This is a genomic window from Nostoc sp. LEGE 12454, from assembly GCF_056620565.1.
In genome coordinates, this window is the sequence record NZ_JBWQXL010000049.1 from 21660 (window position 1) to 46731 (window position 25072).

Here is a 25072-nt window from a genome sequence, read left to right on the forward strand (position 1 = left end):
CGTAAATGAAACGTTTACGCCGTATTCCTTTTGAATTCGGATTGCTTCACCATAGGATGTTTTTCAGAAACGCGTCAAAATCAAAGAGAAGGATTTTCAGAGAACCTAATGCATTTGTTAGATCCAATCAACTTCTCTTTTCCTCTGCTGGCCAGCGCAACACAAGCCGCAGACAGTTCAATGGTAGTCGAAGCAGTACTACTAAGCTTAGTAGTCGTTTATCTCGCCAGCAAAGTTGGTGGAGAGTTATCAAACCAAGTGGGTTTGCCGCCTGTTTTAGGTGAACTCGTTGGCGGTGTAGTAGTTGGCATCTCTGTTTTCCACCTTTTGGTATTTCCAGAAGGCGGCACAGACAGTTCTAACTCTTTGATTATGTCCTTCCTTCAAACTACTGCTGGTTTAACATCTGAAGCCACTCCAGCAGTGTTTGCAGCCCAGTCTGAGGTCATTTCCGTTTTGGCAGAATTGGGTGTGATTATTCTGCTGTTTGAAATCGGCTTGGAGTCGAATTTAAAAGATTTAATGGCAGTTGGTATCCAAGCCACTGTTGTCGCAGTAGTTGGGGTAGTAGTACCCTTTGCGGCTGGGACTGTGGGGCTGATGACTTTGTTTGGGATTGGGGCTGTACCCGCAATTTTTGCAGGGGCGGCTTTGACTGCTACTAGTATTGGTATTACTTCCAAAGTGCTTTCAGAACTGGGGCGACTCAATTCTAAAGAAGGGCAGATTATTTTGGGTGCTGCTGTAATTGATGACGTTCTAGGAATCATCGTTTTAGCGGTAGTTGCCAGTTTAGCTAAAGACGGCGTGGTGGATGTCAGCAAAGTCATTTATTTGATTATCAGCGCCACTGGTTTTATTTTGGGAGCAATCCTACTAGGCAATGTTTTCAATAAGTCCTTTGTAGCGATCGCCGATCAACTCAAAACACGTGGGGGACTAGTAATACCAGCATTCGTCTTCGCTTTTGCGATGGCATACCTTGCCGCTGTCATCCACTTAGAAGCAATTTTGGGAGCTTTTGCAGCTGGTTTAGTTCTAGAAGAGACAGATAAGCGTAAAGAACTGCAAAAGCAAGTCTGTCCCATTGCTGATATGTTAGTGCCAATTTTCTTTGTGACTGTTGGGGCAAAAACCGATTTAGGAGTATTAAACCCAGCAATTCCCGACAATCGAGAAGGTCTAATTATGGCAACTTTCCTGATTACAGTAGCCATTCTCGGTAAAGTAATCACAGGTTTAAGCGTGTTTGGTCAACCGGAAATCAACCGTTTAGCGATCGGTGTGGGAATGATTCCTAGAGGCGAGGTTGGGTTAGTGTTTGCTGGTGTCGGCGCTGCCAGTGGCGCTCTCTCGAAACCGTTAGGAGCAGCAATTATCATGATGGTTATCTTGACAACCTTTCTAGCTCCTCCGTTGTTACGATTTGTGTTTCCAGATCCAAAAACCGTGGACGGAAGCTCAGAGCAACTAATTTTAGACGGTTCCTCTGGGACTTCGTTGGTAATTGAACCACCTCAGTCGAGGGTGCCAGCATCAAATGACAGCAGCAATTTGGGAGTAACTCCAGATTCTGGCGATCGTTAATTATTGAGAATAGGGCATTGGGCATTGGGAAGAGATAAGGAAGAAACTTGTTCAATATAATCTCCCCCTCTGCCCCTCTGCCCCTCTGCTCCTCGGTAACAGAGCGTAGCCGAAGTGCTGCTCCCCTGCCCCTCTGCTCCAATTGCGCAGTGGAAACTTCTATCCTCAAATCTCCGTCCCGTGTGATTGTAGAATAATCATTTGTTTATAATTTCTACCAACATTCAGAATGTTACTTAATTTCTAGTCTCCCTCAGCTTGTGAGCCTTTATCTGAATATTTTCCAGATAATTGGGGAGTAACACCCATAAATCTTGCTAGATCGTTTGACAGTAATGGGAATTATTTACTCAGTGCATCGATGGCAGCAAAGAACAAACACTTATCAGTAAACAGCTATCAATTATCAGTTTTCTAGCTTTATTGGGAGTCAAAGTTCTCCACCTGTAAAGGTGGAAGGTTTGGCATGGGGATTTAAACTTAATTTGAAACCCGATAAATGATTTAAGTGTGTCTAAATACTGGCTTAAAAATCAAACAAGGGATTCAGAAGTCAAGTTTAGGTGGTGATGGTGTGATGATGATTTACCAATGAGTTGAGATATTGACGGCTCCCATGAATGTGAATTAGGAGAAAGGACTGTGAAATTACATTGGTTACTAGCCAGCACTATTGGAACTATCTTCATGCTATCGTCGCCAGCAATGGCCGCGAGACTTGAATCTTGGCGCTTTGATGCCAATCAAAACAGGCTGGAAATTAATACTGTGGGAGCAGTTCAACCCCAAGCACAACTAATTTTCAACCCAACTCGGCTGGTAATTGATTTGCCGGGAACTACATTTGGTCGTCCGCAGTTAACCCAACAGGTGGGTGGTGGAATTCGCTCAATCCGTGTTGGACAGTTTGATGTAGATACAACACGCATAGTTGTCGAACTTACTCCTGGTTACAGTTTAGACCCCAAACGGGTGAAATTTGTTGGTACAAGTGGCGATCGCTGGACGGTGCAATTACCTACGCCAGAAGTCGAAAAAGTAGCTTCATCTCCTAGAAGTGCTTACAGTGTAGTTACCCCAGACTCAGAACGTCAATCTAATATTTCAAGGGTTGCTACTACTACACGAGGGGCAACTCAAATTGAAAACTTACAAGTCACAGGTGATGGGTTGTTCATTCGCACCAGTGGTGGTAATCCGCCGATTCAGGTAATTCGCAGCCGCGATCGCGCTACCATCTTCCTAGATATCTCTGGTGCATCTTTATCACCACGTCTGACGCAGCAGAGTAATATACCCGTTAACAAACATGGTATTAGCCGCGTCGAATTTACCTCATTGCAAACCCAACCTCCTGGTGTCCGCCTAACTTTGCGGGTAGATAAAAATAGCCCAGATTGGCGAGCAAGTAATAGTAACGGTGGTGGTTTGATAGTTCTACCTAGTCGGATTGTCAGATTGCCTGGAAGTAATAATTCGGACAATCAGTCAGAAGCCGTTTCCTTTCCCAATAGACCATCTGCCAATAACTCGCCAGCAACAATTGAATCTGTGCAACTTGCCGATAATGGCAAACAACTGCTAATTAGAGGCAACCAACCTTTATCTGCTACGGGAATCTGGGATAGATCCTTAGGTATTTTCCGCGTCACAATTACCAATGCCAAGTTAGCTCCCAGAGTTACAGGGCCTACTTTTGCTCCCAATAGTCCCATTCTTCGGGTACGTCTGCAACCTCAAGCATCCAATACAGTGGTTGTTTTAGTTCAACCCGCAGGAGGGGTGCAAATTGGGCAACCCCAGCAAATCGGCGACCAGCTTTTAGCTCTACCAATCCAAGGTTCTCGGCGAATTGTCTCCCTCCCCGGAAGACCACCCTTTGCTTTACCTGGGCTACCACCACCAAACCGCGGGCCATTCCCTGACCCAAACAATCCAAATCCTCAGCCCATACCACAACCACAGCGCCGAGTTACCAATGGGCGAGTTGTAGTTATTATTGACCCCGGACATGGCGGTAAAGATTCAGGAGCAGTGGGGATTGGGGGGGCACGCGAAAAGGATGTTATTTTACCTATTGGTAAGAGACTTGCTGAGATTTTGCAGCAAAATGGCGTACAGGTTATTATGACGCGGGATTCTGACTATTTTGTTACCCTTCCGGGACGCGTGCAATTAGCAGAGCGAGCGAATGCTGATGTGTTTGTTAGCATTCACGCTAATTCAGCAGGTGCGAGTCGTCCAGATGTTAATGGCTTGGAAACGTATTATTACGACAGTGGTTTGGGTCTAGCTCGCATTGTCCATAACAGTATTCTCCAAAGCCTGAATATCCGAGACAGGGGAGTGCGGCGAGCTAGATTTTATGTTCTCAGAAAAAGTTCTATGCCCTCCATTCTCGTGGAAACGGGTTATATGACTGGTCGGCAGGATATGGCTAGGCTCAGAACTTCAGCTTACCAAAATCAAATGGCAGAAGCGATCGCTCGTGGCGTTCTTCAGTATCTAAAGAGAAGATAAGTAATTTAGTCTAAATTTCTAAATTGTTGAGTAAGTACATCTAATCTTTACCATTTTTATCCAATTTAGTAGTAAAACAATTTAAGTATTCTTGCGGCGGAATAAGAGTAGCTTCTTTGTTATTGTCATTTGATACTTTGCAAGTCAACAAATTTTGGATTTTAGACTGTCCTGCGGAACGCTATGCGTAGCTTGCTTCTTTGGAGGGTACGGCTACGCTCAGTCGAACAATTTTGGATTTTGGATTTGTATCACCTACAACAGGTGTTAGTCTAGCAAGACCCTAGTCTGGCAGAAAACTAAAATCGGGAATCTAAAATCTAAAATTGGCAGTCAAATTTATATAGGCTAATGGCATGGCAAAATCAGAGGAGCGTGCTATATTTTACGCCATTAGCTGTGTCTTAATAACAGCGCAAAACTCAAGTGTGCGCGGTGACGGTGTGAGGATTAGCCAATATGTTGAGATGTTGACGGCTCCCATAAATGTGAATCAGGAGAAAAGACTGTGAAATTACGCTGGTTACTATCCAGTACTATTGGAACCATCTTCATGCTATCGTCGCCGGCAATGGCCGCGAGACTTGAATCTTGGCGTTTTGATGCTAATCAAAACAAGCTGGAAATTAATACTCAAGGAGATGTTCAACCTCAAGCACAATTAATTTTTAACCCGACTCGTCTGGTAATTGATTTACCAGGAACCTCATTTGGTCGTCCGCAGCTAACCCAACAAGTGGGCGGTGCAATTCGTTCGATTCGTGTTGGGCAGTTTGACGAACAAACAACGCGCATAGTTGTTGAACTGACTCCTGGTTATAGTTTAGACCCCAAACGAGTGCAATTTGTGGGTACAAGTGGCGATCGCTGGACAGTGCAATTACCTACGCCAGAAGCGGACAATGTACCCGCAAGAAACACTGGAGGGCAACCAGAACAAGCTATAGCCTCTGATACCTCACCCAGAACATCTACACAAACATTCCCCCCAAGGAATATTTACAATGTGGTGACAGCAGGTTCTGTAAATCCACTGAATACCAGCTCACTGAACAACAGAATGGTTGTCGCCAAAGTTACTCAAATTGAGAACTTACAAGTCACTGGCGATGGTTTTTTTGTCCGCACCAATGGTGGTAATCCTCAGATTCAGGTAAATCGTAGCAACGATCAAAAGGCAATTAACATCGACATTGCTGGCGCAACTCTATCACCAAGTTTAGAGCAGCGAGATTTGTCGATTAATCGTTATGGTGTTAGCCGTATCCAGTTCACCCAACTGCAAACCAACCCATCTGTTGTTCGCCTGACTTTACAAGTAGATGAAAATAGTCAAAATTGGCGAGCAACTACTAGCAGTGTTGGTGGTTTCGTCGTTCTACCCAGTCGTGGAGTTGCCCAGATGCCTGGAAGTAATAGTCCACGTCCCATAGCACCAAGTAACACACCTGCTAACATTCAGTCTGTGCAACTGGCTAATAATGGTACACAATTGCTGATTCGAGCCGATCAAACTTTGTCTGCTACAGGAGGCTGGGATAGAACCTCTGGTCTGTTCCGTATCACTATCAACAATGCTAAGTTAGCTCCCAAAGTCACAGGCCCTACTTTTAATCCTAATAGCCCGATTCTGCGGGTACGCCTGCAACCACAAGAATCCAACACTGTCACCGTCTTGGTTCAACCAGCCGCTGGAATACAAATTGGGGAACTCAACCAGGTTGGCGACCAGCTTTTAGCTTTAGAATTACGACGCTCTAGTAGCAGCATCACACCGCCCATTGCTTTACCTCCTCTGCCATTACCAGACCAAGGACAATTACCAAATTCCATAGATAATCCCCGTCCAATCTCCCAGTCACAGCCACGCCCCTCAGCTCCCAGAGGGAAATTGCTAGTAGTTATTGACCCAGGACATGGTGGAAAAGACTCAGGTGCCCCTGGTCTAGGGGGACTTTTAGAAAAGGATGTAATTCTGCCTATTGGAAAAAGGGTAGGAGCAATTTTAGAGCAAAATGGCGTACAAGCTGTACTCACGCGGGATGCCGACTTTTTTGTAGAACTTCAGGGACGGGTAGATATTGCCAAGCGAGTTAACGCGACTTTGTTTGTCAGCATTCACGCCAATTCCGTTGATAATCGCCCTGATGTCAATGGCTTAGAAGTTTATTATTACGAGAGCGGTTATGGTCTGGCTGAAGTAGTTCGTAAAACCATTCTCCAAGATATCGGCACTATTAAAGACCGAGGAACCCGCAAAGCTAGATTCTATGTTCTGAGGAAAAGCTCCATGCCTTCGATTTTGGTAGAAACGGGCTATATGACTGGTTACGAGGATAATCCTAGATTGGGAACACGAGAATATCAAAATCGGATGGCAGAAGCGATCGCTCGTGGCATTCTAAAATATTTACAGCAGAGGTAATATAGTACAAATTACTAATTAAAGAGGTGGTATTTAAACTTCTTTGACGCGCAGAATTTAGTGGTCAATTTGGAGATTGTCTGCTAAATTCTGTATTTTAAATCCCAAAACCTAAATATATATCTGCCTGTGTATTCATCTTCCATTTTTGAAGGGAATCTTGACGATTTTTCTGAGCAAGAACCCCAACGTGCCCCAATTGGCATCTTTGACAGCGGTGTGGGTGGGCTAACAGTACTGCGACAAATATATCGACAACTTCCCAATGAATCAATTGTTTACTTTGGGGATACAGCTAGACTTCCTTATGGAATTCGTTCGCAAGCAGAAATTTTACGATTTACACGTGAAATTATTACCTGGCTACAACAGCAGCAGGTAAAAATGGTAATTATGGCTTGCAACACCAGTTCTGCTTTAGCCCTAGAAACTGTGCGTCAAGAATTCAACATACCAATTTTGGGAGTAATCCTACCGGGTGCAAAAGCTGCGGTGCAGCAAGGAAAGCGGATTGGTGTAATTGCCACTCCAGCTACAGCTAAAAGTAATGCTTATAAGCACGCTATTCTTGAAATTGCTCCCGATGTCCAAGTCTGGCAAGTTGGATGTCCAGAGTTTGTGCCACTGATTGAGCAAAACCGCATTCACGATCCTTACACTGCGGAAGTTGCACGAGGCTACCTAGAGCCTTTATTAGAGCAGGAAATTGACACCCTAGTTCACGGCTGTACCCATTATCCCCACCTTACACCAGTACTGCGATCGCTCCTCCCCTCTCAAGTCCAGTTGGTCGATCCAGCTGTTCATGTTGTGGCAGCTTGCGCCCAAGAACTAGACTTACTAGGCTTAAAAAATACTCACCTACCATTGCCAACTCGCTTCGCCGTCAGCGGTTGTCCGAAACAGTTTTCCCAATCAGGAGTGCAGTGGCTAGGCTATACCCCAATGGTTGAAGAGGTTTCCTTCACTGATATAGCTATTTCCCAACTCCAATAAAACTAATTAGTCCTTAGTCATTTATCGAAACAAATGACGAAGGACTAAGGACAAATGACAAATGACTACTGACTATTAACTGATATCTCCTGTTTATGTTTTCCTTCAGTAGATGAAGGGAAACTTCTATGAACAGTCTTTGTACCCGTTCGCTTCGCCAGTGCTAATAACAGGTAGACTGTAAACAAATATCCAGAGGCTAAAATAAAAATCATCATAGGTATATTTCCGTAAATCATTGTTCTACTAGCACCCTTCTAAACGAATATAAAATTCCATAAAATTAGTAGAACCTCAGCCAAGCAAGTGCATTCTTGATGGCTGTAGTTTCCTATAGTAAAATTACCTATAGAGATGAAATCCTCTACGGACAAAGAATTTATGATTTAATGCGACTTCTAGCAGACCATAGATCCCACAGCAGTTAGTTTGCCGTTTAGCAATCTAAAACTACGATTCTCAGCGGTCTACCCGATCTGCTTTATTTTTGCTCAAACTGCTGTGAAAAGAGCAATGCTTGCGCTCTACGTGCGCTGAGTACGTGTAGCGACTTCCCATAGGGATATCACACAGCTCCAAACCAGGAGTTTTGCTTATCGTAGGAAAAATTAAAGAATTTATTCCCTTAATCTAACCAACGAATATTTATTTTAGACTCACACCACCAAGTCAGTAAAATCAACTAGTCGCTGACTTAACTTTTGGGGTGCGAATATCTTACAAAATTTAAAATTCCTATATTTTAGCGTAACACAACGACCCTGAATTTTGAGCTTATTCGGCTGCTAAATTTCAAATTTTTTGAAGAGCTACACCTCAATCTGGAGAAATTTAGCCTTGCCTCTTAGCGACGAATTTAAACCGCTAGATTTTTGTCAATAAGTAATATTGCTTAAATTATCTTTGGAACTGTGGCAAGAAAGGTGAGATGAGAAACTACTTAACACAATTTAATTTGAAATTTATCCCGTGTACTGAGAATTCATCTTTTAAGTTAGTTTAAAGTTTGAGTAGCCACAAAATAAGCATAATTACTTATTGACAAAACCCTCGGCAACCTTAATTATCACCCATAGACTCATAAAAATGGGATTACCTGATGAAAACTTTGCGCTGGCACAGGGTTATCTTAAAATGAGTATAGGATATGTAAACTTTCGTAACCTAAGTCAGAGTCCGCCCATACATGACCCCAGCCACCTCCCTGTTTACCCCTGTGGAAGCAGACCTGCGACTACTAGCAGATAACCTAAAACAGCTAGTTGGAAATCGCCACCCCATTCTGTTTGCAGCAGCCGAACATTTATTCGGAGCTGGGGGAAAGCGTATCAGACCAGCAATTGTCCTGCTAATATCGCGGGCAACAATGTTAGAACAAGATATCACACCGCGTCATCGCCGCCTTGCTGAGATTACAGAAATGATTCACACAGCAAGCTTGGTACATGACGATGTGGTAGATGAATCAGACGTGCGGCGAGGCGTTCCTACCGTTCATAGTTTGTTCGGGAACCGCATTGCCATCTTAGCAGGAGATTTTCTCTTTGCCCAATCGTCCTGGTATTTAGCAAACTTGGACAATTTAGAAGTAGTGAAACTCCTCTCAGAAGTCATTATGGATCTGGCTACTGGGGAGATTCAGCAGGGACTAAATCGTTTTGATACTGGTATCTCTATTGAAACCTACATTGAAAAGAGTTACTACAAAACAGCTTCCCTAATCGCCAACAGTTCTAAAGCTGCTGGGTTACTCAGTGAAGTCTCGCGAGAAACTGTTGAGCATCTGTATAGCTACGGTCGTCATTTTGGTATAGCATTTCAAATTGTTGATGACATTTTAGATTTCACCAGTACAACGGATACCTTGGGTAAACCAGCGGGGTCGGATCTCAAAAGTGGTAATCTAACTGCACCCGTTTTATTTGCTTTGGCGGAAAAACCATCTTTGGAAGTGCTGATTGAACGAGAATTTGCTCAAGAAGGAGATTTAGAGCAAGCACTAGCACTGATTCAAGATAGTCAAGGTATACAGCAGGCGCGAGAGTTAGCTGCTCACCATGCGAAGTTGGCAATTGAACATCTTGCAGTTCTCCCATCCTCAGAATCCCACCAGGCATTGATTAACATCGCTGAGTACACACTGAGTCGCCTCTATTAAATCAGTGATCGGAGTTCTCAGGTAGAAAGTGGGGATTTTGTAGGTGTGTTGTGGCTTCCGTAACGTACCGAAAACCTGAAATGTTCTGTTGTGTTAACGCTTTAATACACTAAAGCAGTTTTATGTTTAATTCAATCCACTTATTTAGCAGGTAGAAAGTGGGGTTTTTATTTGGAAGTTCTTAGGGATTTCCAAAAAAGAAATTACTAGTGCTTGTGGGGTGGATAGTATTCGACTGAGCGCTCACGCCGAAGTCTTGCCGCTTTTGGTTACTGGGCACTTCATAATAAAGAATGGGATATTTTTTTATGTGAAAGTTCTTAAGTATAAGACTCTGCTTCACTAGGAAACTAAAACTTGAAAACGGAAAAATGTTCACTGATAACTGTTTTTTAATCAATTTTAGGTTTCACCGAAAGTTGAGTTAGTCGCATGGTGTAACGGAAAGAAAAAATTTCTTTTTTTACTGATTTAGAAAACTTTTTTAAAGAAATTTGAGATTTAAAATGTTGGATGTGGGATTGTATCTAAAAAATCCCACATCCAAATTTTTTCTATGCAATATCAGGGGGGATCTGTTTAGGCGATCGCTGTTGTCGTAACTGTTTCTGCATAAGTTTTTCTAGTTCAGTTCGCCGAACTTCGACGGTATAAGTGGTCTTACCCGGCGTCTCCAAAAAAACGATACTATCTACGGGTTCTAAAGCCACCAATTGGAACAAAATATGGGTGACAGGAGTAATTTTAGCTAGCATTTGAGGGTCAAGCCCAGCAGGGGAAATTAGAGAGACATCCTGTATGGTAGGGAAAGCGTAAATCACACGCTTTTCCAATCCTGGATTAGCACGATTGCTCAACGTAGTTAAAACCCAGCTTGCCTCCGAATTTTGGAGAATATAGTACTGGGAGTAGCGTAATTTTTGAGCGATCGCTCTAAGGGCAGGAGCAATTGCTGCAACAAGATGTGGTGTCATACCATCGCGGGGTGCATTGTCAATCAGCAATTGAATTTGTGCTTCTAAATCCATAATGACTTGTATACGACTCTTGGGTAACGGCAATAACATCTATCAAGTGTGAACAATCCCATCAGAATTGGGAATAATAAAATCAGCCATATCCTCAATATAGGATTGGCCTGCGTTTAGCTTATACGTAAAACCAAACCAGCCAATACCCACAGTCGTACAGGTTGTATTTAAGTAAGTTAGGGTCTTTTGAAAACCGAGACTATGAATTCAGCCGCAACCGCAACTATTCCATCTGCAACTATTCTGGGAGAAAATTCTACAGGCGTGGAGGCGATCTTTCAACTCCTGTCCAAGGAGTTTCAGCAGTCAACTAAAGCTTCGGAACAGAATTGCCACGATGTAGCAAGACGTATTACCACTGAAGTCTACCGGATTTGTCATGAGAGTAAACGTATCCAAGCTTCTGGATCTGTAGAAAGCTCAGCGATGACCTTGGCTCGGCATCGGCTGCAACAGTGTCTCAGGTACTATCAGTTAGGTTCAAATCGGGGCAGAGTCGAATTACACAGTACTTTGAGTGCAATTATTTATCGATATATTAATCCTCCTCAGAGACAATTGAGCTATCAAGGGCGGCTGACAATCATCGAAGATTTCCTCCAGAGTTTTTATCTAGAAGCGTTGAACGCTTTTCGGCGAGAAAATCAACTTGGTGCCACTTATCGCCCTCAGACGCTCTTGGAATTGTCCGAGTATATGGCATTTACCGAGCGCTACGGCAAGCGACGCATTCCTTTACCAGGCCGTCAGCAACAGCTAATTATCCTGCGCGCGCAAACTTTTTCCCAACAGCAGCCTCCAGAAACCAGCGTAGATATAGAACAAGCCGCAGAAGGTAGCAATAATGAAGGTGACGGTTCTTGGGAAGAACCAGCAATTCACCAATTGCGCTCCACAATGGCAACACAAGCCGAACCCGAACCCGAAGAAGACACCTTGCGTTCCGTTGTGGTTACGGAATTAATGAATTATCTCGAACAACGACAACAATCTGACTGTGCTGATTACTTTTCTCTTCGCCTCCAGGATTTATCAGCACAGGAAATTGAATCGGTTTTAGGTTTAACTCCTCGTCAGAGAGATTATTTGCAGCAGCGCTTTAAGTATCATTTGATTCGATTCGCCCTGTTGCACCGTTGGGAATTAGTTCACGAATGGCTGGAAGCTTCTCTGCATACCAATTTGGGTTTAACTCCCCAGCAATGGCAAGTATACACAGCACAGCTGGACAATAAGCAACGGTCTTTATTAGAGTTGAAGCAACAAGGACAAGCTGATGAAAAAATAGCAAAAACTTTAGGGCTGTCAATGGCACAACTGCAAAAACGATGGTTTAAGATTCTTGAGCAAGCTTGGGAAATTCGTAACTCATTAGTTTCCGGATCAGGTGCATCTACTCATGAATAGTGACTCAGAATCCTTACAACACCGGTGTCTCGATTGGTTGTTGACAGATGATGTCAAAAATAACGAGCAATCGGTAGAATGTGAGGAAAATGACGGGGTAAAAAAACTCCTCAATGAAGCCACTGCTTCAAAAAGCAGTGAGCCAAAATTGGGAGGAACGCCCCAGACCTTTCAATTGGGAGAAATTCCTACTGTGCAAGATCGTTTTCAAGCTGTCCTTAAGAATCGGTTACAAATCCAAGCTCAAGAGCACCCACCGTTGTTTCCCTGGGAAACACAATTAATCGAATATCCTGATTTTGTTGATGAGCCTTCAATGACACTCGTTCCTAGCTGGGGATGGATGGTACAACAGTCAAAGTTGACCTTGCCAACCCGCTTACCGGAAAGAGTTTTCCAGCAATTGCTAGAACAATGTCAGGCTTTAGTGACATCTTCAGTGCCGTTGGGGGCAAAATTAGTTCAAGTGGTGGAGAACTTTTTTCCCAATGAGTCTCAAGCACTAAATGATATAGCTGGATTGGTGTTAAGAAGCACCTATCGGTCTGCCAGTACTCTAGAGACAATGCCCGCTATTCAGAGCGATTACTCAGATTTACAACCGCGTCAACAGATGGCTTTGTCGTTGCTAGCAGCTAAACAACTGCTAGAAAATCTGACTCTACCAGTTTCAGCAACCAGTCCGGTAGTAGAAAGACAGTGGCTAACCAGTGTTGGTGCTTTGAACATCAGAGTAGAATACCAGTCTCTAGGTAAACTTACGAAGTTACTTGTGCAAGCTGAGTTACCTGTTAAAGGAACTTTGACGCTGCGGGGAAGTGGCACTTTAGCAATGACAACATCTTCGACTTCGGGATACTTAAATGTAGAGTTAGGCTGCGAGCAACTTAACCCAACTTATACCCTGGAAGTTGAATTTCCAGAAATAGACGAACAGTCGTTGTTGTTTGTGATTAATCCCACGATTTAATTTAAATTTCCACCGCTAGCACACTATGTCAATCAACGCCGATATATATTAAGAGGATTTTCCTGGTTTTGAAGCTCATCCTATTTTTCAACAAGCGGTCATTAGGGTGTCTACGAGAAGCAGTTATTACAAAGACACAGGGACGCGAGAATATGGGGACATGGGGATATTGAGAAAGTATTTGATTATTTCTCAATTCACCGCATCACCCATTTCTCGTGTATCTCCATCTCTACCCCTATCCATAATTAATTTTTTTTGACACAGTACCAGGGTAGGCAATTACGTCCCCCGCATTGTGTTTTTTGCATCTACATCATTGCTTCTACTAGACTCAAATGTTTAACTTATCCAGGATGAATCGGTTTTGGCGTATCCCTGTAGGTAATTTCTGGCGGCAAAATCCGCAGGGGTCGCCTTTGATTGAAGTGGAAGATTCAATTTTTTTGCGGGTGCTGGTGCTAGCGTTGGTTATTTTGGGAATTGTGGCGACGGATATTGCCGCTGAGACTTCATTCAGTTTTTGGGCGTTACCCCTGAGTGTTGTGGGTGCAATTTGGAGTTATTATCGTCGCCGCGATCGCAATGTTGCAATTAAATTCTGCATCGCCATCGGAATGTTAGTAGCACTGGGTGCTTTCTTTGGGCGATTAGTCGGAGAGTTGAATGATACGCGGTTGGGTTTGGCAGAGTTATTAATTCAACTCCAGGTATTGCATAGCTTTGATACACCCCGCCGGAAAAATTTGGGCTATTCGATTGTGATCGGACTTATTTTATTAGGTGTGGCAGCAACCCTAAGTCAGACTTTAGCATTTGCACCTGTATTGTTGTTATTTTTAGCGATCGCTTTGCCAACTTTAGTACTAGATTACCGCTCGCGCTTGGGTTTGCAGCCATTAAAAACTCAAAAGGAAAAGTTCAATCAGAAGAATTCCTCAAGTCTTAATTTTAAATTTTTAATTTTAACTTTTTTACTAATTGTCGGTCTGGGGCTGGCAATTTTTGCTGTTTTACCCAGATTTCCCGGCTATCAATTACGGAATTTTCCTGTAAGTTCTGCCATTCAAGTAAAAAGTAATTTCACAGGTCGTAGTATCATTAATCCCGGTTATGTCCGCCAAGGTAAAGGTGAGAATCAAGGCAGTGGTAGCGGTGGTACGGGACAAAATAAAACTGGTGAACCAGGTAAAGTAGATAATAATTTTTATTACGGTTTCAATAGCCAAATGAATCAAAACCTGCGGGGCGAGATGAAACCCAAGGTTGTCATGCGGGTGCGATCGCAAGCTGAGGGTTTTTGGCGAGTATTAGCATTCGATCGCTATACAGGTAAGGGCTGGGAAGTTTCTCGCAATGAAAATGTTACGACTATCAGGCGATCGCCTTGGTCTTATCAAATTTTTATTCCCCCATCTGTACTCACTGCTAAAACCCAAGAGGTAGTACAAACTTATACAGTGGTGTCGGATTTGCCTAACCTCATTCCAGCGATGGCTAATGCCAAGGAAGTTTATTTTCCAGCACCAGTGATCGCTGTTGATAAAGAAGACGGATTGCGATCGCCTGTAGAATTATCAGAAGGTTTCACCTACACAGTAGTTTCCGAAGTACCATACCGCGATCGCACTAAATTAGGTGAAGCTTCTACTAAATATCCGCAACAGATTAAAAAGCATTATCTGCAAATTCCTCCCGAAATTGCCGAAAAAGTCCGGCAACGTACCGAAGAAATCCTCGCTAACTACAATCAAGAAAAAGTCGCAAAGTCTACTAAAAGTCTGGATTCACCCTACGAAAAAGCTCTCTACTTAGCTCAATATTTAAAGCAACGCTACTCTGTTCCTCAAAATCCCTTAGAACTACCTTATTTGAGTGAAAAAGAAGACTTGGTAGAAACTTTTTTGTTTAAGCAAAAGGGAGGCTATCCAGACCATTTCTCTACAGTTCTCACAGTAATGTTGCGTTCCATTGGTATCCCAGCGCGGTTAGTAGCAGGGTTTAGTGCGGGAGAGTTTAATCCATTTACAGGGCTGTATGTTGTCCGTAATACTGACGCTTATGCGATGACGGAAGTGTATTTTCCGAAATATGGTTGGTTTGCTTTTGACCCTATTCCCAATCATCCTCTGATACCACCTTCAATTGAAGACACTCAGACTTTTAGTGTGTTGCGCCAATTGTGGCATTGGGTTGCTGGCTGGCTACCTTCTCCGCTGACAGGTTTGTTGAATAATGTATTTGAGACAATATTTAAGTGGGTGATTAGAGCGATCGCTTGGTTTTTAGCTTTATTCTCTCAAGGTTGGTTCGGCGTATTAACTGGCTTAATCTTGTCAACTACAGCAGCTTTCTTGGCTTGGCTGGGTTGGGGTCAGTGGCGAGAGTGGCGCAACCGTCGATGGTTAAAGAAATTGCCAGCAATGGAAAGCCTTTATCAACAAATGCTGCAATGGACAACCCAAAAAGGTTTAGGCAAACATCCAGCACAAACACCTTTAGAGTATGCCAGAGTCTCATACCAGCATCATGCTTTAGCAACTGCTGAGGTTATAGATGAAATTTGTCAAGCCTATGTTGGCTGGCGTTATGGCGGTCATACACCTAACTTGCAGCAACTACGACAAAGATGGCAAGGTCTTAAAAAGACTGCTAAGTAACTCATTGATAAATGATATAAAAAGGTTGTCCATTAGGCAACCTTGGTGGCAAATAACACGGAAGTGAAGCCGAAGCAAACCTCAAATTGTAAATTACTAAATAATGAGTGTCTATCCACCTGAGGAATTTCAAGTTAATCGTTTTGACGTTACTCCAGAACAATTAAATAAATTTCTCTTCCTTGTATTCAGAAGTTGTGATGAGACAGAAATCGATGTTTTTTTGAGAGCAAATCCGGAAATACTAGCATTTGTTTCTGTTTTCTTTTTAACAGGGCATCATAACGCTTGGGTTATTCCTCAACAGCTTATTCGTCCCCGTGTTGGCTCACAAACAAAAGGTTTGAAACCTGACTACTTATTTGCAGGAGAGAACTCAGATGGAATTGCATGGTGGGTTCTAGAGTTAAAAGGAGCAAATGAAACTATTTGGATTGAAGATAAGAACGGTGATTTCAGGTTTGGAGATGCAGCGAATAGAGAAATTAATCAACTTACAAGATACATTGACTATTGCACTACTAATCAAGAAACAATAAGAAGTGCGTATGGAATAACTACATTTACAGAACCGAAAGGTGTTTTAATCATTGGAAGAGAGCATGAGTTTAAAAATAATGAAGAAAAACGAAGATTAAAAGCACGTCATAATAAAAATAATCCTCATCTTCAAATCCGAACCTACGATGCTCTGATTCGGAAAATAGCTGAGGCTGGGCAGATTTATTACAAGCTACCTTGGTTACAGAAACTACAAATAAACTTATTGACTACTAAACCTGGGGATGATGTAGAGTACTATGTAATAGAAACTAATATAGATGAAGAAAATTCGCCATTTTAAATGAGCATTAGGCTAAACTTTGCTTTATCAGTAATCTTCTAAAACGTTAAATCGTGTATTGTCTCATTAATTACCTCAAGGTAACTCAACTTTAAACACTGGAAGAACTTAGCCTCGCATCTGTATCAAATTGCCTGAGGAGTAGCGACGTAAACCGTGGTAAAACACACCTGCACCAACCAATAGTACGGTAGTTGAACCAGCCACAGCTAGTAGAGAATGAATCAAAGCTAGCGATCGCAATGCCTCAATCGGCAAATAAATCACAAATCCAGCTGGAATCAACGTGTACAGCAGCAGTTTCACTGTTCCCTAAAACAAAGTTGCTGGATAGGTACTGAAGGTAAGCATGGCATTTCACCACTGTTGTGTCAGTCCTTCGGAATTGCCCAGATAAAAGCTGAGGCTACCTGTCAAAATATTAAAGCTGATAAACAATGTCGCCACTGAAACTGTCAATCCAGTGAACAATGCCAAATGCACCACAGGCTTGACAAAAAACAAATAAATCCCGTGTCCAAAAAGCCATTCTGCTAAGTGTGCATCTCCATAAATCTAGCTATTGCTAGATGCTGAAATTCTCTCAAAGGCTATAATTTACATCTGTTGCACCGAGAGATTAACTTGTGGATGTCATATTAGAACGATCGCACGAATTAAAACAAGCCTTAGTTGATTTTGTCCTTGATGCTGAAGGCGAACTGGCACAAGCACTGGAAACCTATGCAGCAGAACAGTTGCGCCGTGGAAGTGGGGATAATACGCAGCAGGACTTAACCATCGATAGCTTTTTGACAGCCGGGAAAGTCAGTGATAAATCTCCATTAGAGTTGTTTATCGAAAGCCATCCAGATTTAGCAGAAAGCGATCGCAGCTTAATCAATAGTTGGCATCATAGTTTTATTGGCTTATTTGCCATAACGAATATTCTAACTGATGGCTTTGAATTGACGAACTGGTTAACAGATAAACACTATATTGTCAAGCCAAACAATATTCAAACATTACAGGCAATATCTCGGTTGAAAGTCGGAGAAATCTTGCTAACTCGCATTTCTCCCGTTACCGATAGCTATTGGATGTTTTCTGGCCCCTACACAATAATGGGTAAATTAGGTAAACCAAAACTTGCTGTAGCAATTGGTAATTTCAAAGAAAACTATAAAAGTAATCTTTACAGCGATGCTCCAGACTTACTAGAAGAAGCTTGGCAGTCAGTAGAAAAATATCATCAGCAGTTTGTGGACTTTTTTGGCACTGATGAAATCACACTACCTGGATACCAGGTTAATAAAAAAATAGCGGAATTTCAAGAAGTAATTACTGAAAAAACCTTTGCAGCCGCAGGAATTGATACTTCTAAATCTCTTGCTGAAGTGGCAGAAGCAGCTGGAATTGGCGACGAAGAAATAAAAGCAGCCGCAGAAGAATTTGGTGCAGATTCCAACGTAGTCTCTGAGATGTTTAACAGCAAAAGCAGCAAGAGCAAAATGGTTATGCCAAAGGTTGATTTGCCTGCTGAACTCAAGAAAGCAGAACAGGTAACGGCTCTCTCTCATCCGCGTTGGGGACAAATGTTTTTACCAACATATAGTAAAGTACAAGCAATCTTATCGGCAGAGGACTGGCAAAGTGTGCAAGGAGCCGAAAAACTAGTTCGCTACTACTTAGAAGATAAAAGTATTAATGCTTTTATCTGGCATCGATTAGCACAACAGCATCCAACTCAATTAGAAAATGTGTTGCAAACATTTTTGCAACGTCCAGAGTTTAGGCTTGAAAGTGACTTGGATGCACTTTTGCAAGAATTCCACAAACCTATTGAGCCAGAGCTGCCAGACATTGCCAGTGTACCCATACATTTGCATAACTTATTTCAGGAAGCTTTAGGAGAAGTTAACAAATCTAAGCCCAAGGGTAAGGGGCAACAAAAGCCAGCAAAGGGTTTTCAACGAGGTTAACAAATATATATGCAACATTTTACCCTAATTACTTAGGGTTCTATGGTTTCCTTTCTTAAAATCGTTTTTAGGAGTGTATAGCTAGCTGTGCGCTCCCATAGACTATTGTGTGAAAGCAGTATCAAAAACGAGATCGAGGCTGCTAGTTATATTTACAGATCGGTAGATAACAGCTGAACAATCTCATCTACAATTTCTTCTGGACTCTCAAGCTTGACTAGAAATCGATTAAAACCAGCATTCAAAGCCTTATAGCTTGATACTTCCCGTGTATAAGAAGTGATGGCGATCGCAGGCAACTGTCTTAAAAATTGGCGAGAATGCATTCGAATTTGCTCAATTAACCAATTTCCATCATGTTCGGGCAATTTCATATTGCACACCAGAATATCGGGATGAAGCGATTCAACTAAGGCAAGAGCTTCTTCTGCATCGGTTAAAGCCATTACCTCTGCACCAGCTGCTTCCAAAATGAAGATGAGCAAATCTGCAATATCTGGCTCATCCTCTACCAGTAATATCAAGATTCCAACAAGCGGCTGGAGCAAATTTAATTCAGTTTCTTGATTCGTTTTTTGATCGGTTGCCATGCCGTCCCTTTATTGCCTGCTATAGTCTGCTATTTCTATTGCAACGCATGGGGCGGAATAAGTATTCACCCTAAATATAGAAACTTGGGGTGAAAAACTTGAGAACAGGCTTTAATTATTTTTTGGTAACAGGTAATTAGAAAAAAACTCTTACCGATTACCCATGACTCGTTACCGAGGTTCAATCTGAGTTGAAACTGTTAATACTTGCGGTGGTGTAGCATCTGGCGGATAGAGAAAGTCTACTTCTACCAAAGAGCGATCGCCAGCTTTCATCTTTAATAAAGCTAACGGTTCCCCTACTTGACCTCTCTTTTGCACTAAATGCACAAACTGAGTTTGTGGCTGATTTAGCTCATTTTTGTAACGTACCCGCACTGTCCCTCGGAAGAATACTTGAGGAGCGGGTGTACTCAAAAAGCGTAACCCTGGTTTGACTAACCGATCTTCCTTAAGTGGCGTTTGTATCGACACACTAACAGTTTGAGAACTTTGAGTATTGTTGTATAGCGGCAACTTCAGATTATATTGAATTCCATAGTTTCCATGAGCGCGATATGCGGTGTCAGGATAGCGCACTAGCATGGGTGCGCTTTGAATTTGACTAGTTCCTAATGTACCGCCATGCAGGGTACTCAGAGCGTAGGAAAACACTTGACCAGCCTGGGGAATAGTTAGATATCTAGATTTAGGCTTATCTACTAATAAGGCTGTCCATCGCGAACCACCAACCACTCCCGCAACACGCCCATAAATTCTTGGCTTGCCAGTTTCTTCTAAAGGAGTGGGAGTTTTATCTCGTGGCCCAGCTAAATCACCATTATCTAGTAAATTCTGCCATTCTTCTAAGGTAGGCGATCGCTCGCTGCCATCAGGATTCTCCCGTGCAAACATCGCTAGGCTAGCTGCATAGACAGTGCCATCACTTTGCAGTCGCATGAATGTAGACCGACCATTCAGGGGTGGTGTCAATCCTTGCACAGGAATTGGTAAATTGAGTAACATCCGACTTTGCTTTGGTGGAATCTCAAATTGGGCAGGAAAAATCTCTTGTCGCACTCCCCGAAGCACATCAGACATGACGCGATCGCCTGGCCCAGCAAAAACTTTACCTAAAAGGTTTTGGCTAAAAGATGGTAATTGAATAAATGGTGCATCTGGTTGACTCAAATAACTCGCCGCCTGCCAAATATTTACCTTCACTGTTTCCGAACTAGGGTTATGCAAAATTATCCCTAAATAAAGAGAACGTAAATTCTCTGCTGGTTCAGCCTTCGCAACGTGATGGGCAAAAATATCAAATCGTCCCCGAAAAGGAAAATTCAGATGCGCTGTTGGCACTTTTTTCCCATTTGGTGGAAAGGTAGAAAGTAAGATTCCTTCCTTCAAAACCAATTCTGGACTATTGCTGTTAAACGTTGGCACTGTATCCAACTTACCTGGTAAAGGTCGTACTTCTTGTGGTTGTACAACTTCTTCAGGTGGTAGCGTGGCAGGAGTTAATTGGGCTATCGGGAAAATTAGTAACAATGGCAACATATACTTAGATATTTCTTTCACCATAAAGACATTAACAGCTTGATGAAAGTGCCAGTTTGTTAATAATTAATACGAAATCGGCAATAATCCCCATCAAATTTTCTTGATTGAGAACCGGAACGTGGACAAAAATACAACGTGCCGTGAGTTGATTTTGGCTTAAGTAGTCCAACACTGAATAGTAAAGACCCTCGCAAACAAATTTCCCACAGTCGTGGCTAATCTGAATTTTTTCTGCTCCCACCACTAATTTTTCTAAATCAACTTCTGTCTGTAAAATACTTTCTCCACAGCTAGCAACTGCTTCCACACTTAATTGTGTACGACTTGCAGCCATGCCACAACAGATGATGTAATCAGGTTGGATTGCCTTGATTTTTTCCATTACCTGAGTACTAGCAAGTTGCACATCTACGGGTAACTGGCGTAAAAAAGTTAAGTCATGTGGTATCAACTCAAGTTTGGTAACTTCAAGTAATAAATCATCAGAAGAATTTGACTGTTGATCTTTTAGCCAAGTGTCAAAAGAAGTTAATAGAATTCTTTTCTTCATAACAAACAAATATTATTTAGAATAGAAAAACCCTCCATAATAAATTTACAAGGAGCAGGTAAATGCCAGTAATTGCGGTCGTAGATTATGAGATGGGAAATTTGCACTCAGTTTGTAAAGGCTTGGAAAAAGCTGGGGCAACTCCTAATGTTACTTATTCTCCAAAGGAATTAGAGCAAGCAGATGCTATAGTCCTACCGGGAGTGGGAGCATTCGATCCAGCAGTGCAACACCTGCGATCGCGTGGTTTAGAACAACCTATTAAAGAAGCGATCGCATCTGGAAAACCTTTTTTGGGAATTTGTTTAGGATTGCAAATTCTCTTTGAATCAAGTGCAGAAGGTACCCAACCAGGACTAGGAATTATCAAAGGAAAAGTGCGGCGGTTCCGTCCCGAACCTGACATCACTATTCCTCACATGGGCTGGAATCAACTGGAAGTTACTCAACCAAAAAGTATTTTGTGGGAGCATTTACCCTCAGATCCTTGGGTGTATTTTGTCCATTCCTACTATGTTGACCCAATAGACCCGCTAATCCGTGCAGCAACTATCACTCACGGTACTCAAACCATCACAGCTGCGATCGCACACGAAAACCTCATGGCAGTCCAATTTCACCCCGAAAAATCCTCTAATATTGGATTACAAATCCTGTCTAATTTCGTTGCTCAAGTCCGCGAAAAAATTCCTGCCTAATATTCTTTTTGTCATTTGTTCTTTGTCTTTTGTCTAAACTAATGACCAATGACTAATGACTAATAACCAATGAGCCTGAGAATTTACGGCAATCGCCAGCTAAAAACTTTACCAGGGAAAGAAACTAGACCCACTAGTGCGCGGGTAAGGGAGGCAGTATTTAATATTTGGCAAGGAGAAATTGCAGGTTGTCGCTGGCTAGATTTGTGCGCCGGTACTGGTTCAATGGGCGCAGAGGCTTTGTGTAGAGGAGCCAGCGTAGTAGTGGGAATTGAACAATCGAGCCGAGCCTGTGCCACCATCCAACAAAATTGGCAGCAGTTAACTAATGCCGACCAGGAATTTCGGGTATTGCGGGGAGATATTACCCAGCAGTTAAAGACTTTATCAGGTAAGCAGTTTGATAGAATCTACTTCGATCCACCTTATGCCAGTGGATTGTACCAGCCAGTATTAGAAGCGATCGCTCACCATCAATTTTTAGATCCTAGCGGCGAAATCGCAGTTGAACACGCCTCACAAGGTTGGACACCGCTAGAGATTCCCGCTTGGGAAATTTGCCGCCAGAAAGTTTACGGCAACACATCACTTACTTTCTACAGAATTGTGGAATGACAGGAATGGGGAATGGGGAAGAAAACTTGCTTCCTTGTCCTCCTTATCCCCCTTCCCTCATCCTACTCGGCAACGCCAGTTGTTCTCCTGTCGGAGACGCTACGCGTAGCTTGCTTAAGAGCAGGGGTACAAATCGGCAGAGCCGCTCAACGCACTGGCTCCTCAGCACTCAGCACTGGGCACTCCCTCATCCCCCCAGCTGATTGGGGCGCTTGTATTGCTTATATGCAGCGTAAAAAAGTCCGGCGAGAGTGACGAAAACTAGACCAAGGACAATACCTGATAGCAGGGGTTCAACCACTGTAAATCTCCTCTTTGTAATTATTAAATATTCGTTGCCTGTTTTTAATTTTACCAAATTTCGTATGAATCCTGCGCCCTACAGCCTTTTGAAAGGCGACTGTCCACAAAAAAATAGTCTTCTGTGCTTGCAGACACAATCAAGAACTTTTAAGCTATGTGTAGGAAATGAAAACTTTTTAGCACACCTAGACTTTCACAGCAAACCTTTTGGATAACCAGATTACCAAACCTGAAATTTTGATTCAGCGGATCGTTTTATTGACGCTGGCTATACTGCTAGGAGTCCCTTTGGGCTTTTTTGGTGTTCAGTTGGTTCAAGCCTCCGATCCATACGTTAAGAGTGTTCTATCCCTAACAGGAAACCCAGTTCAAGGACACGCGATCTTTCAAATTAACTGTGCTGGTTGTCATGGCTTGGAAGCAGACGGGCGAGTGGGACCGAGTTTGCAAGCTGTTTCAAAGCACAAGTCTCGGTATGGGCTGATTCACCAAGTTATTAGTGGCGAAACACCGCCAATGCCAAAATTCCAACCTAGTGCTCAAGAAATGGCGGATCTTTTGAATTATTTAGAGTCTTTGTAGACCTAAGGATTTTTGGTTATAGGATACATAAATACCCTTATGTGAAAAGGCAGTATATAATGCGTCCCCCTTTATACCCAAAACACTTGTAAACAGACCCACTAGATGCTCGATAGCGTTCGCCCAGCGTCTTGTAAAGAAGCTTTAGTAACATAGGAGCGTCGCCCTCAGCACATCATGCCTGCTCTACTTGAGAAAATTCTAAACGCTTAGATGCGAAACGCTGCGCGTAGCTTGCTTTCGCGTAGTGGTACGCGGACTCATAAAAGCTCTTGGCTTCTACCCTTATCTACCAAACGCTCTTTCGAGGTTGGCAGAAGAACCGCAACATTAAGACCACTGTGCCTCTACGCATAATAATAGAAACCTCAAAACACCCTAGCTAGTCTGATAAACTTCGTCTTCTAAAGTCGTAGTGGCGAAAACTGTCTTTTATCTTTATCTTCACATCTGCTAGCATTTGCGTAGAATCTTTGATAAAAACTCATACAAACTGTATATTTTTAAGTATGTTAGCAAATAACTATTTAATTATTGCGAAAGTGAGGTTAATATACCTAACTCTGTAGAATTAAGGTAAAAGTTCCTAGACAATGAGGTAAGGTATAGCTTCTTTAACAGACTAGATATTCTTGAGATGACCGAAAGCTAATGACTGAAGCGATCCAAATCGGTAATCGTACAATTACAGCTAGTGAACTGATTTCTTTACTGGCAAGTTACCAAATGCTGCCACAGTTGCAGCGGGAATTAATCATTGATGAAGCGATAGAGCAAAACTCACGCTCTGCTAAGGTAATTATAGAGTGTACTCCTGAGGAAGTAGCCCAAGCTAAACAACAGTTTTACGCTGAAAAACAGTTTAAAAATGAAGAAGACATCCAGGCTTGGATGGCACATCAAGGGCTGACTCCCGATCAATTAGAAGTTATTACCACTCGTAAGCTGAAAATTGAAAAATTCAAGCAAGCCACTTGGGGTAATAAACTGGAATCTTACTTTTTTCAGTCCAAGGCAAAACTGGACAAAGTAATTTATTCCCTACTGCGAACCCAGGATGTGGGAATTGCCCAAGAACTATACTTCAGAATTCAGGCAAAAGAAAACTCTTTTGCTGATTTGGCGCGGGAATACTCACTCGGACCGGAAGCCCAAACTGGTGGCTTGGTAGGCCCGATTGAACTGAATGCATTACATCCGATAATGGTGCAAATGCTCTCTAGCAGTCAACCAGGTCAGATATTGCCCCCTACCCGTATCGCTGAATGGTTTGTGATTTTGCGGTTAGAAAAATTTATTCCAGCACAACTGGATGAATTTATGAAAATGCGCCTGTTGAATGAACTCTTTGAAAACTGGCTACAAGAACAGCAAAAGCAAATCATGTCTGCACGACAAGCAAAGGAGGATAGGTGACAGGTGACAGACGATAAACTGACAGGCGATAAACGTTTAACCCAACCGAATACCGTATAAAAGTGCTGTGTGGCATTAGTAACGCAATTTATGAAAAACAAAAAGCCCCAGGCTGTATGAGCGTGGGGCTTTTTGTTTGTATGAGTAATGAATCCTGGCATCGAGCTATTTTTGCGTAGGGCAACCCCTAAACTATCGTTGCCGCAGCAGCGTTTCA

22 protein-coding genes are annotated in these 25072 nt (G+C 42.6%); 15 read left to right on the forward strand and 7 right to left on the reverse strand.

Annotated features, from left to right (window positions below; genetic code table 11):
- Positions 1-108 precede the first annotated feature (108 nt).
- The 6 genes from AC1F2U_RS29425 to sds all read left to right on the forward strand — a co-directional run bounded on the left by AC1F2U_RS29425 (position 109) and on the right by sds (position 9686).
- A complete protein-coding gene (locus AC1F2U_RS29425; RefSeq protein ID WP_480264348.1) occupies positions 109-1587 on the forward strand; it encodes a cation:proton antiporter in 1479 nt (492 codons plus the stop codon).
- A gap of 642 nt (positions 1588-2229) precedes the next feature.
- Entirely contained in the window at positions 2230-4107 is a 1878-nt protein-coding gene (locus tag AC1F2U_RS29430; protein ID WP_480264349.1) for an N-acetylmuramoyl-L-alanine amidase, read from the forward strand.
- A gap of 356 nt (positions 4108-4463) precedes the next feature.
- Entirely contained in the window at positions 4464-4619 is a 156-nt protein-coding gene (locus tag AC1F2U_RS29435) for a hypothetical protein (protein ID WP_322690425.1), read from the forward strand.
- Positions 4616-6532 carry an N-acetylmuramoyl-L-alanine amidase gene (locus AC1F2U_RS29440; protein ID WP_480264350.1) on the forward strand — a complete coding sequence of 639 codons (1917 nt, stop codon included), beginning with the start codon at positions 4616-4618 and terminating at the stop codon, positions 6530-6532. The genes AC1F2U_RS29435 and AC1F2U_RS29440 overlap by 4 nt, the downstream gene beginning before the upstream one ends.
- Positions 6533-6661: 129 nt before the next feature.
- On the forward strand, positions 6662-7528 hold the full coding sequence (gene murI, locus AC1F2U_RS29445) for a glutamate racemase (RefSeq protein ID WP_480264351.1): 867 nt from the start codon (positions 6662-6664) through the stop codon (positions 7526-7528).
- A gap of 1186 nt (positions 7529-8714) precedes the next feature.
- On the forward strand, positions 8715-9686 hold the full coding sequence (gene sds / locus AC1F2U_RS29450; protein WP_480264352.1) for a solanesyl diphosphate synthase: 972 nt from the start codon (positions 8715-8717) through the stop codon (positions 9684-9686).
- A 554-nt stretch (positions 9687-10240) separates the two neighbouring features.
- Here the strand turns inward: sds and AC1F2U_RS29455 are convergent.
- The gene (locus AC1F2U_RS29455; RefSeq protein WP_480264353.1) at positions 10241-10714 is read right to left on the reverse strand and encodes a hypothetical protein; all 474 of its coding nucleotides are present in this window, start codon (positions 10712-10714) and stop codon (positions 10241-10243) included.
- Between the two features lie 204 nt (positions 10715-10918).
- Between AC1F2U_RS29455 and hetZ the strand changes: the two genes are divergently transcribed.
- From hetZ to AC1F2U_RS29475, 4 genes are all read left to right on the forward strand, one after another.
- On the forward strand, positions 10919-12124 hold the full coding sequence (hetZ, locus tag AC1F2U_RS29460) for a heterocyst differentiation protein HetZ (protein ID WP_292784242.1): 1206 nt from the start codon (positions 10919-10921) through the stop codon (positions 12122-12124).
- Positions 12117-13094 (forward strand): PatU, encoded by a 978-nt coding sequence (locus AC1F2U_RS29465; RefSeq protein WP_334894541.1) that lies wholly within the window; start codon positions 12117-12119, stop codon positions 13092-13094. Before hetZ ends, AC1F2U_RS29465 begins: the two co-directional genes overlap by 8 nt.
- A 356-nt stretch (positions 13095-13450) precedes the next feature.
- Entirely contained in the window at positions 13451-15754 is a 2304-nt protein-coding gene (locus AC1F2U_RS29470; protein WP_480264354.1) for a transglutaminase TgpA family protein, read from the forward strand.
- 103 nt (positions 15755-15857) lie between these two features.
- Positions 15858-16598, forward strand: a complete 741-nt coding sequence (locus AC1F2U_RS29475; RefSeq protein ID WP_480264355.1) for a Shedu anti-phage system protein SduA domain-containing protein — start codon at positions 15858-15860, stop codon at positions 16596-16598.
- 108 nt (positions 16599-16706) lie between these two features.
- On the opposite strand, the gene AC1F2U_RS29480 is transcribed toward AC1F2U_RS29475, so the two are convergent.
- Both AC1F2U_RS29480 and AC1F2U_RS29485 read right to left on the reverse strand, forming a co-directional pair.
- On the reverse strand, positions 16707-16904 hold the full coding sequence (locus tag AC1F2U_RS29480; protein WP_480264356.1) for a hypothetical protein: 198 nt from the start codon (positions 16902-16904) through the stop codon (positions 16707-16709).
- A 51-nt stretch (positions 16905-16955) separates the two neighbouring features.
- Complete coding sequence (locus AC1F2U_RS29485) at positions 16956-17102, reverse strand: hypothetical protein (RefSeq protein ID WP_480264357.1); 147 nt, start codon at positions 17100-17102, stop codon at positions 16956-16958.
- A gap of 122 nt (positions 17103-17224) precedes the next feature.
- Here AC1F2U_RS29485 and AC1F2U_RS29490 point away from each other — a divergent pair, with 122 nt between their 5' ends.
- Positions 17225-18559, forward strand: coding sequence for a hypothetical protein (locus AC1F2U_RS29490; protein WP_480264358.1), 1335 nt, complete (start codon positions 17225-17227; stop codon positions 18557-18559).
- 152 nt (positions 18560-18711) lie between these two features.
- On the opposite strand, the gene AC1F2U_RS29495 is transcribed toward AC1F2U_RS29490, so the two are convergent.
- From AC1F2U_RS29495 to AC1F2U_RS29505, 3 genes are all read right to left on the reverse strand, one after another.
- Positions 18712-19149 (reverse strand): response regulator, encoded by a 438-nt coding sequence (locus AC1F2U_RS29495; protein ID WP_480264359.1) that lies wholly within the window; start codon positions 19147-19149, stop codon positions 18712-18714.
- Positions 19150-19320: 171 nt separating this feature from the next.
- A complete protein-coding gene (locus tag AC1F2U_RS29500; protein ID WP_480264365.1) occupies positions 19321-20688 on the reverse strand; it encodes a DUF3370 domain-containing protein in 1368 nt (455 codons plus the stop codon).
- Positions 20689-20719: 31 nt separating this feature from the next.
- Positions 20720-21241 (reverse strand): pyroglutamyl-peptidase I family protein, encoded by a 522-nt coding sequence (locus AC1F2U_RS29505; protein ID WP_334837925.1) that lies wholly within the window; start codon positions 21239-21241, stop codon positions 20720-20722.
- A gap of 62 nt (positions 21242-21303) precedes the next feature.
- On the opposite strand from AC1F2U_RS29505, the gene hisH reads away from it, so the two are divergent.
- Both hisH and rsmD read left to right on the forward strand, forming a co-directional pair.
- On the forward strand, positions 21304-21939 hold the full coding sequence (gene hisH, locus AC1F2U_RS29510; protein WP_480264360.1) for an imidazole glycerol phosphate synthase subunit HisH: 636 nt from the start codon (positions 21304-21306) through the stop codon (positions 21937-21939).
- Positions 21940-22008: 69 nt separating this feature from the next.
- Positions 22009-22554, forward strand: a complete 546-nt coding sequence (rsmD, locus tag AC1F2U_RS29515; protein ID WP_480264361.1) for a 16S rRNA (guanine(966)-N(2))-methyltransferase RsmD — start codon at positions 22009-22011, stop codon at positions 22552-22554.
- A gap of 187 nt (positions 22555-22741) precedes the next feature.
- On the opposite strand, the gene petG is transcribed toward rsmD, so the two are convergent.
- On the reverse strand, positions 22742-22855 hold the full coding sequence (gene petG, locus AC1F2U_RS29520; protein ID WP_063721252.1) for a cytochrome b6-f complex subunit V: 114 nt from the start codon (positions 22853-22855) through the stop codon (positions 22742-22744).
- Positions 22856-23064: 209 nt separating this feature from the next.
- Between petG and AC1F2U_RS29525 the strand changes: the two genes are divergently transcribed.
- Complete coding sequence (locus AC1F2U_RS29525) at positions 23065-23439, forward strand: c-type cytochrome (protein ID WP_094352507.1); 375 nt, start codon at positions 23065-23067, stop codon at positions 23437-23439.
- Between the two features lie 651 nt (positions 23440-24090).
- A complete protein-coding gene (locus tag AC1F2U_RS29530; RefSeq protein ID WP_480264362.1) occupies positions 24091-24855 on the forward strand; it encodes a peptidylprolyl isomerase in 765 nt (254 codons plus the stop codon).
- The last annotated feature ends 217 nt before the right edge of the window (positions 24856-25072 follow it).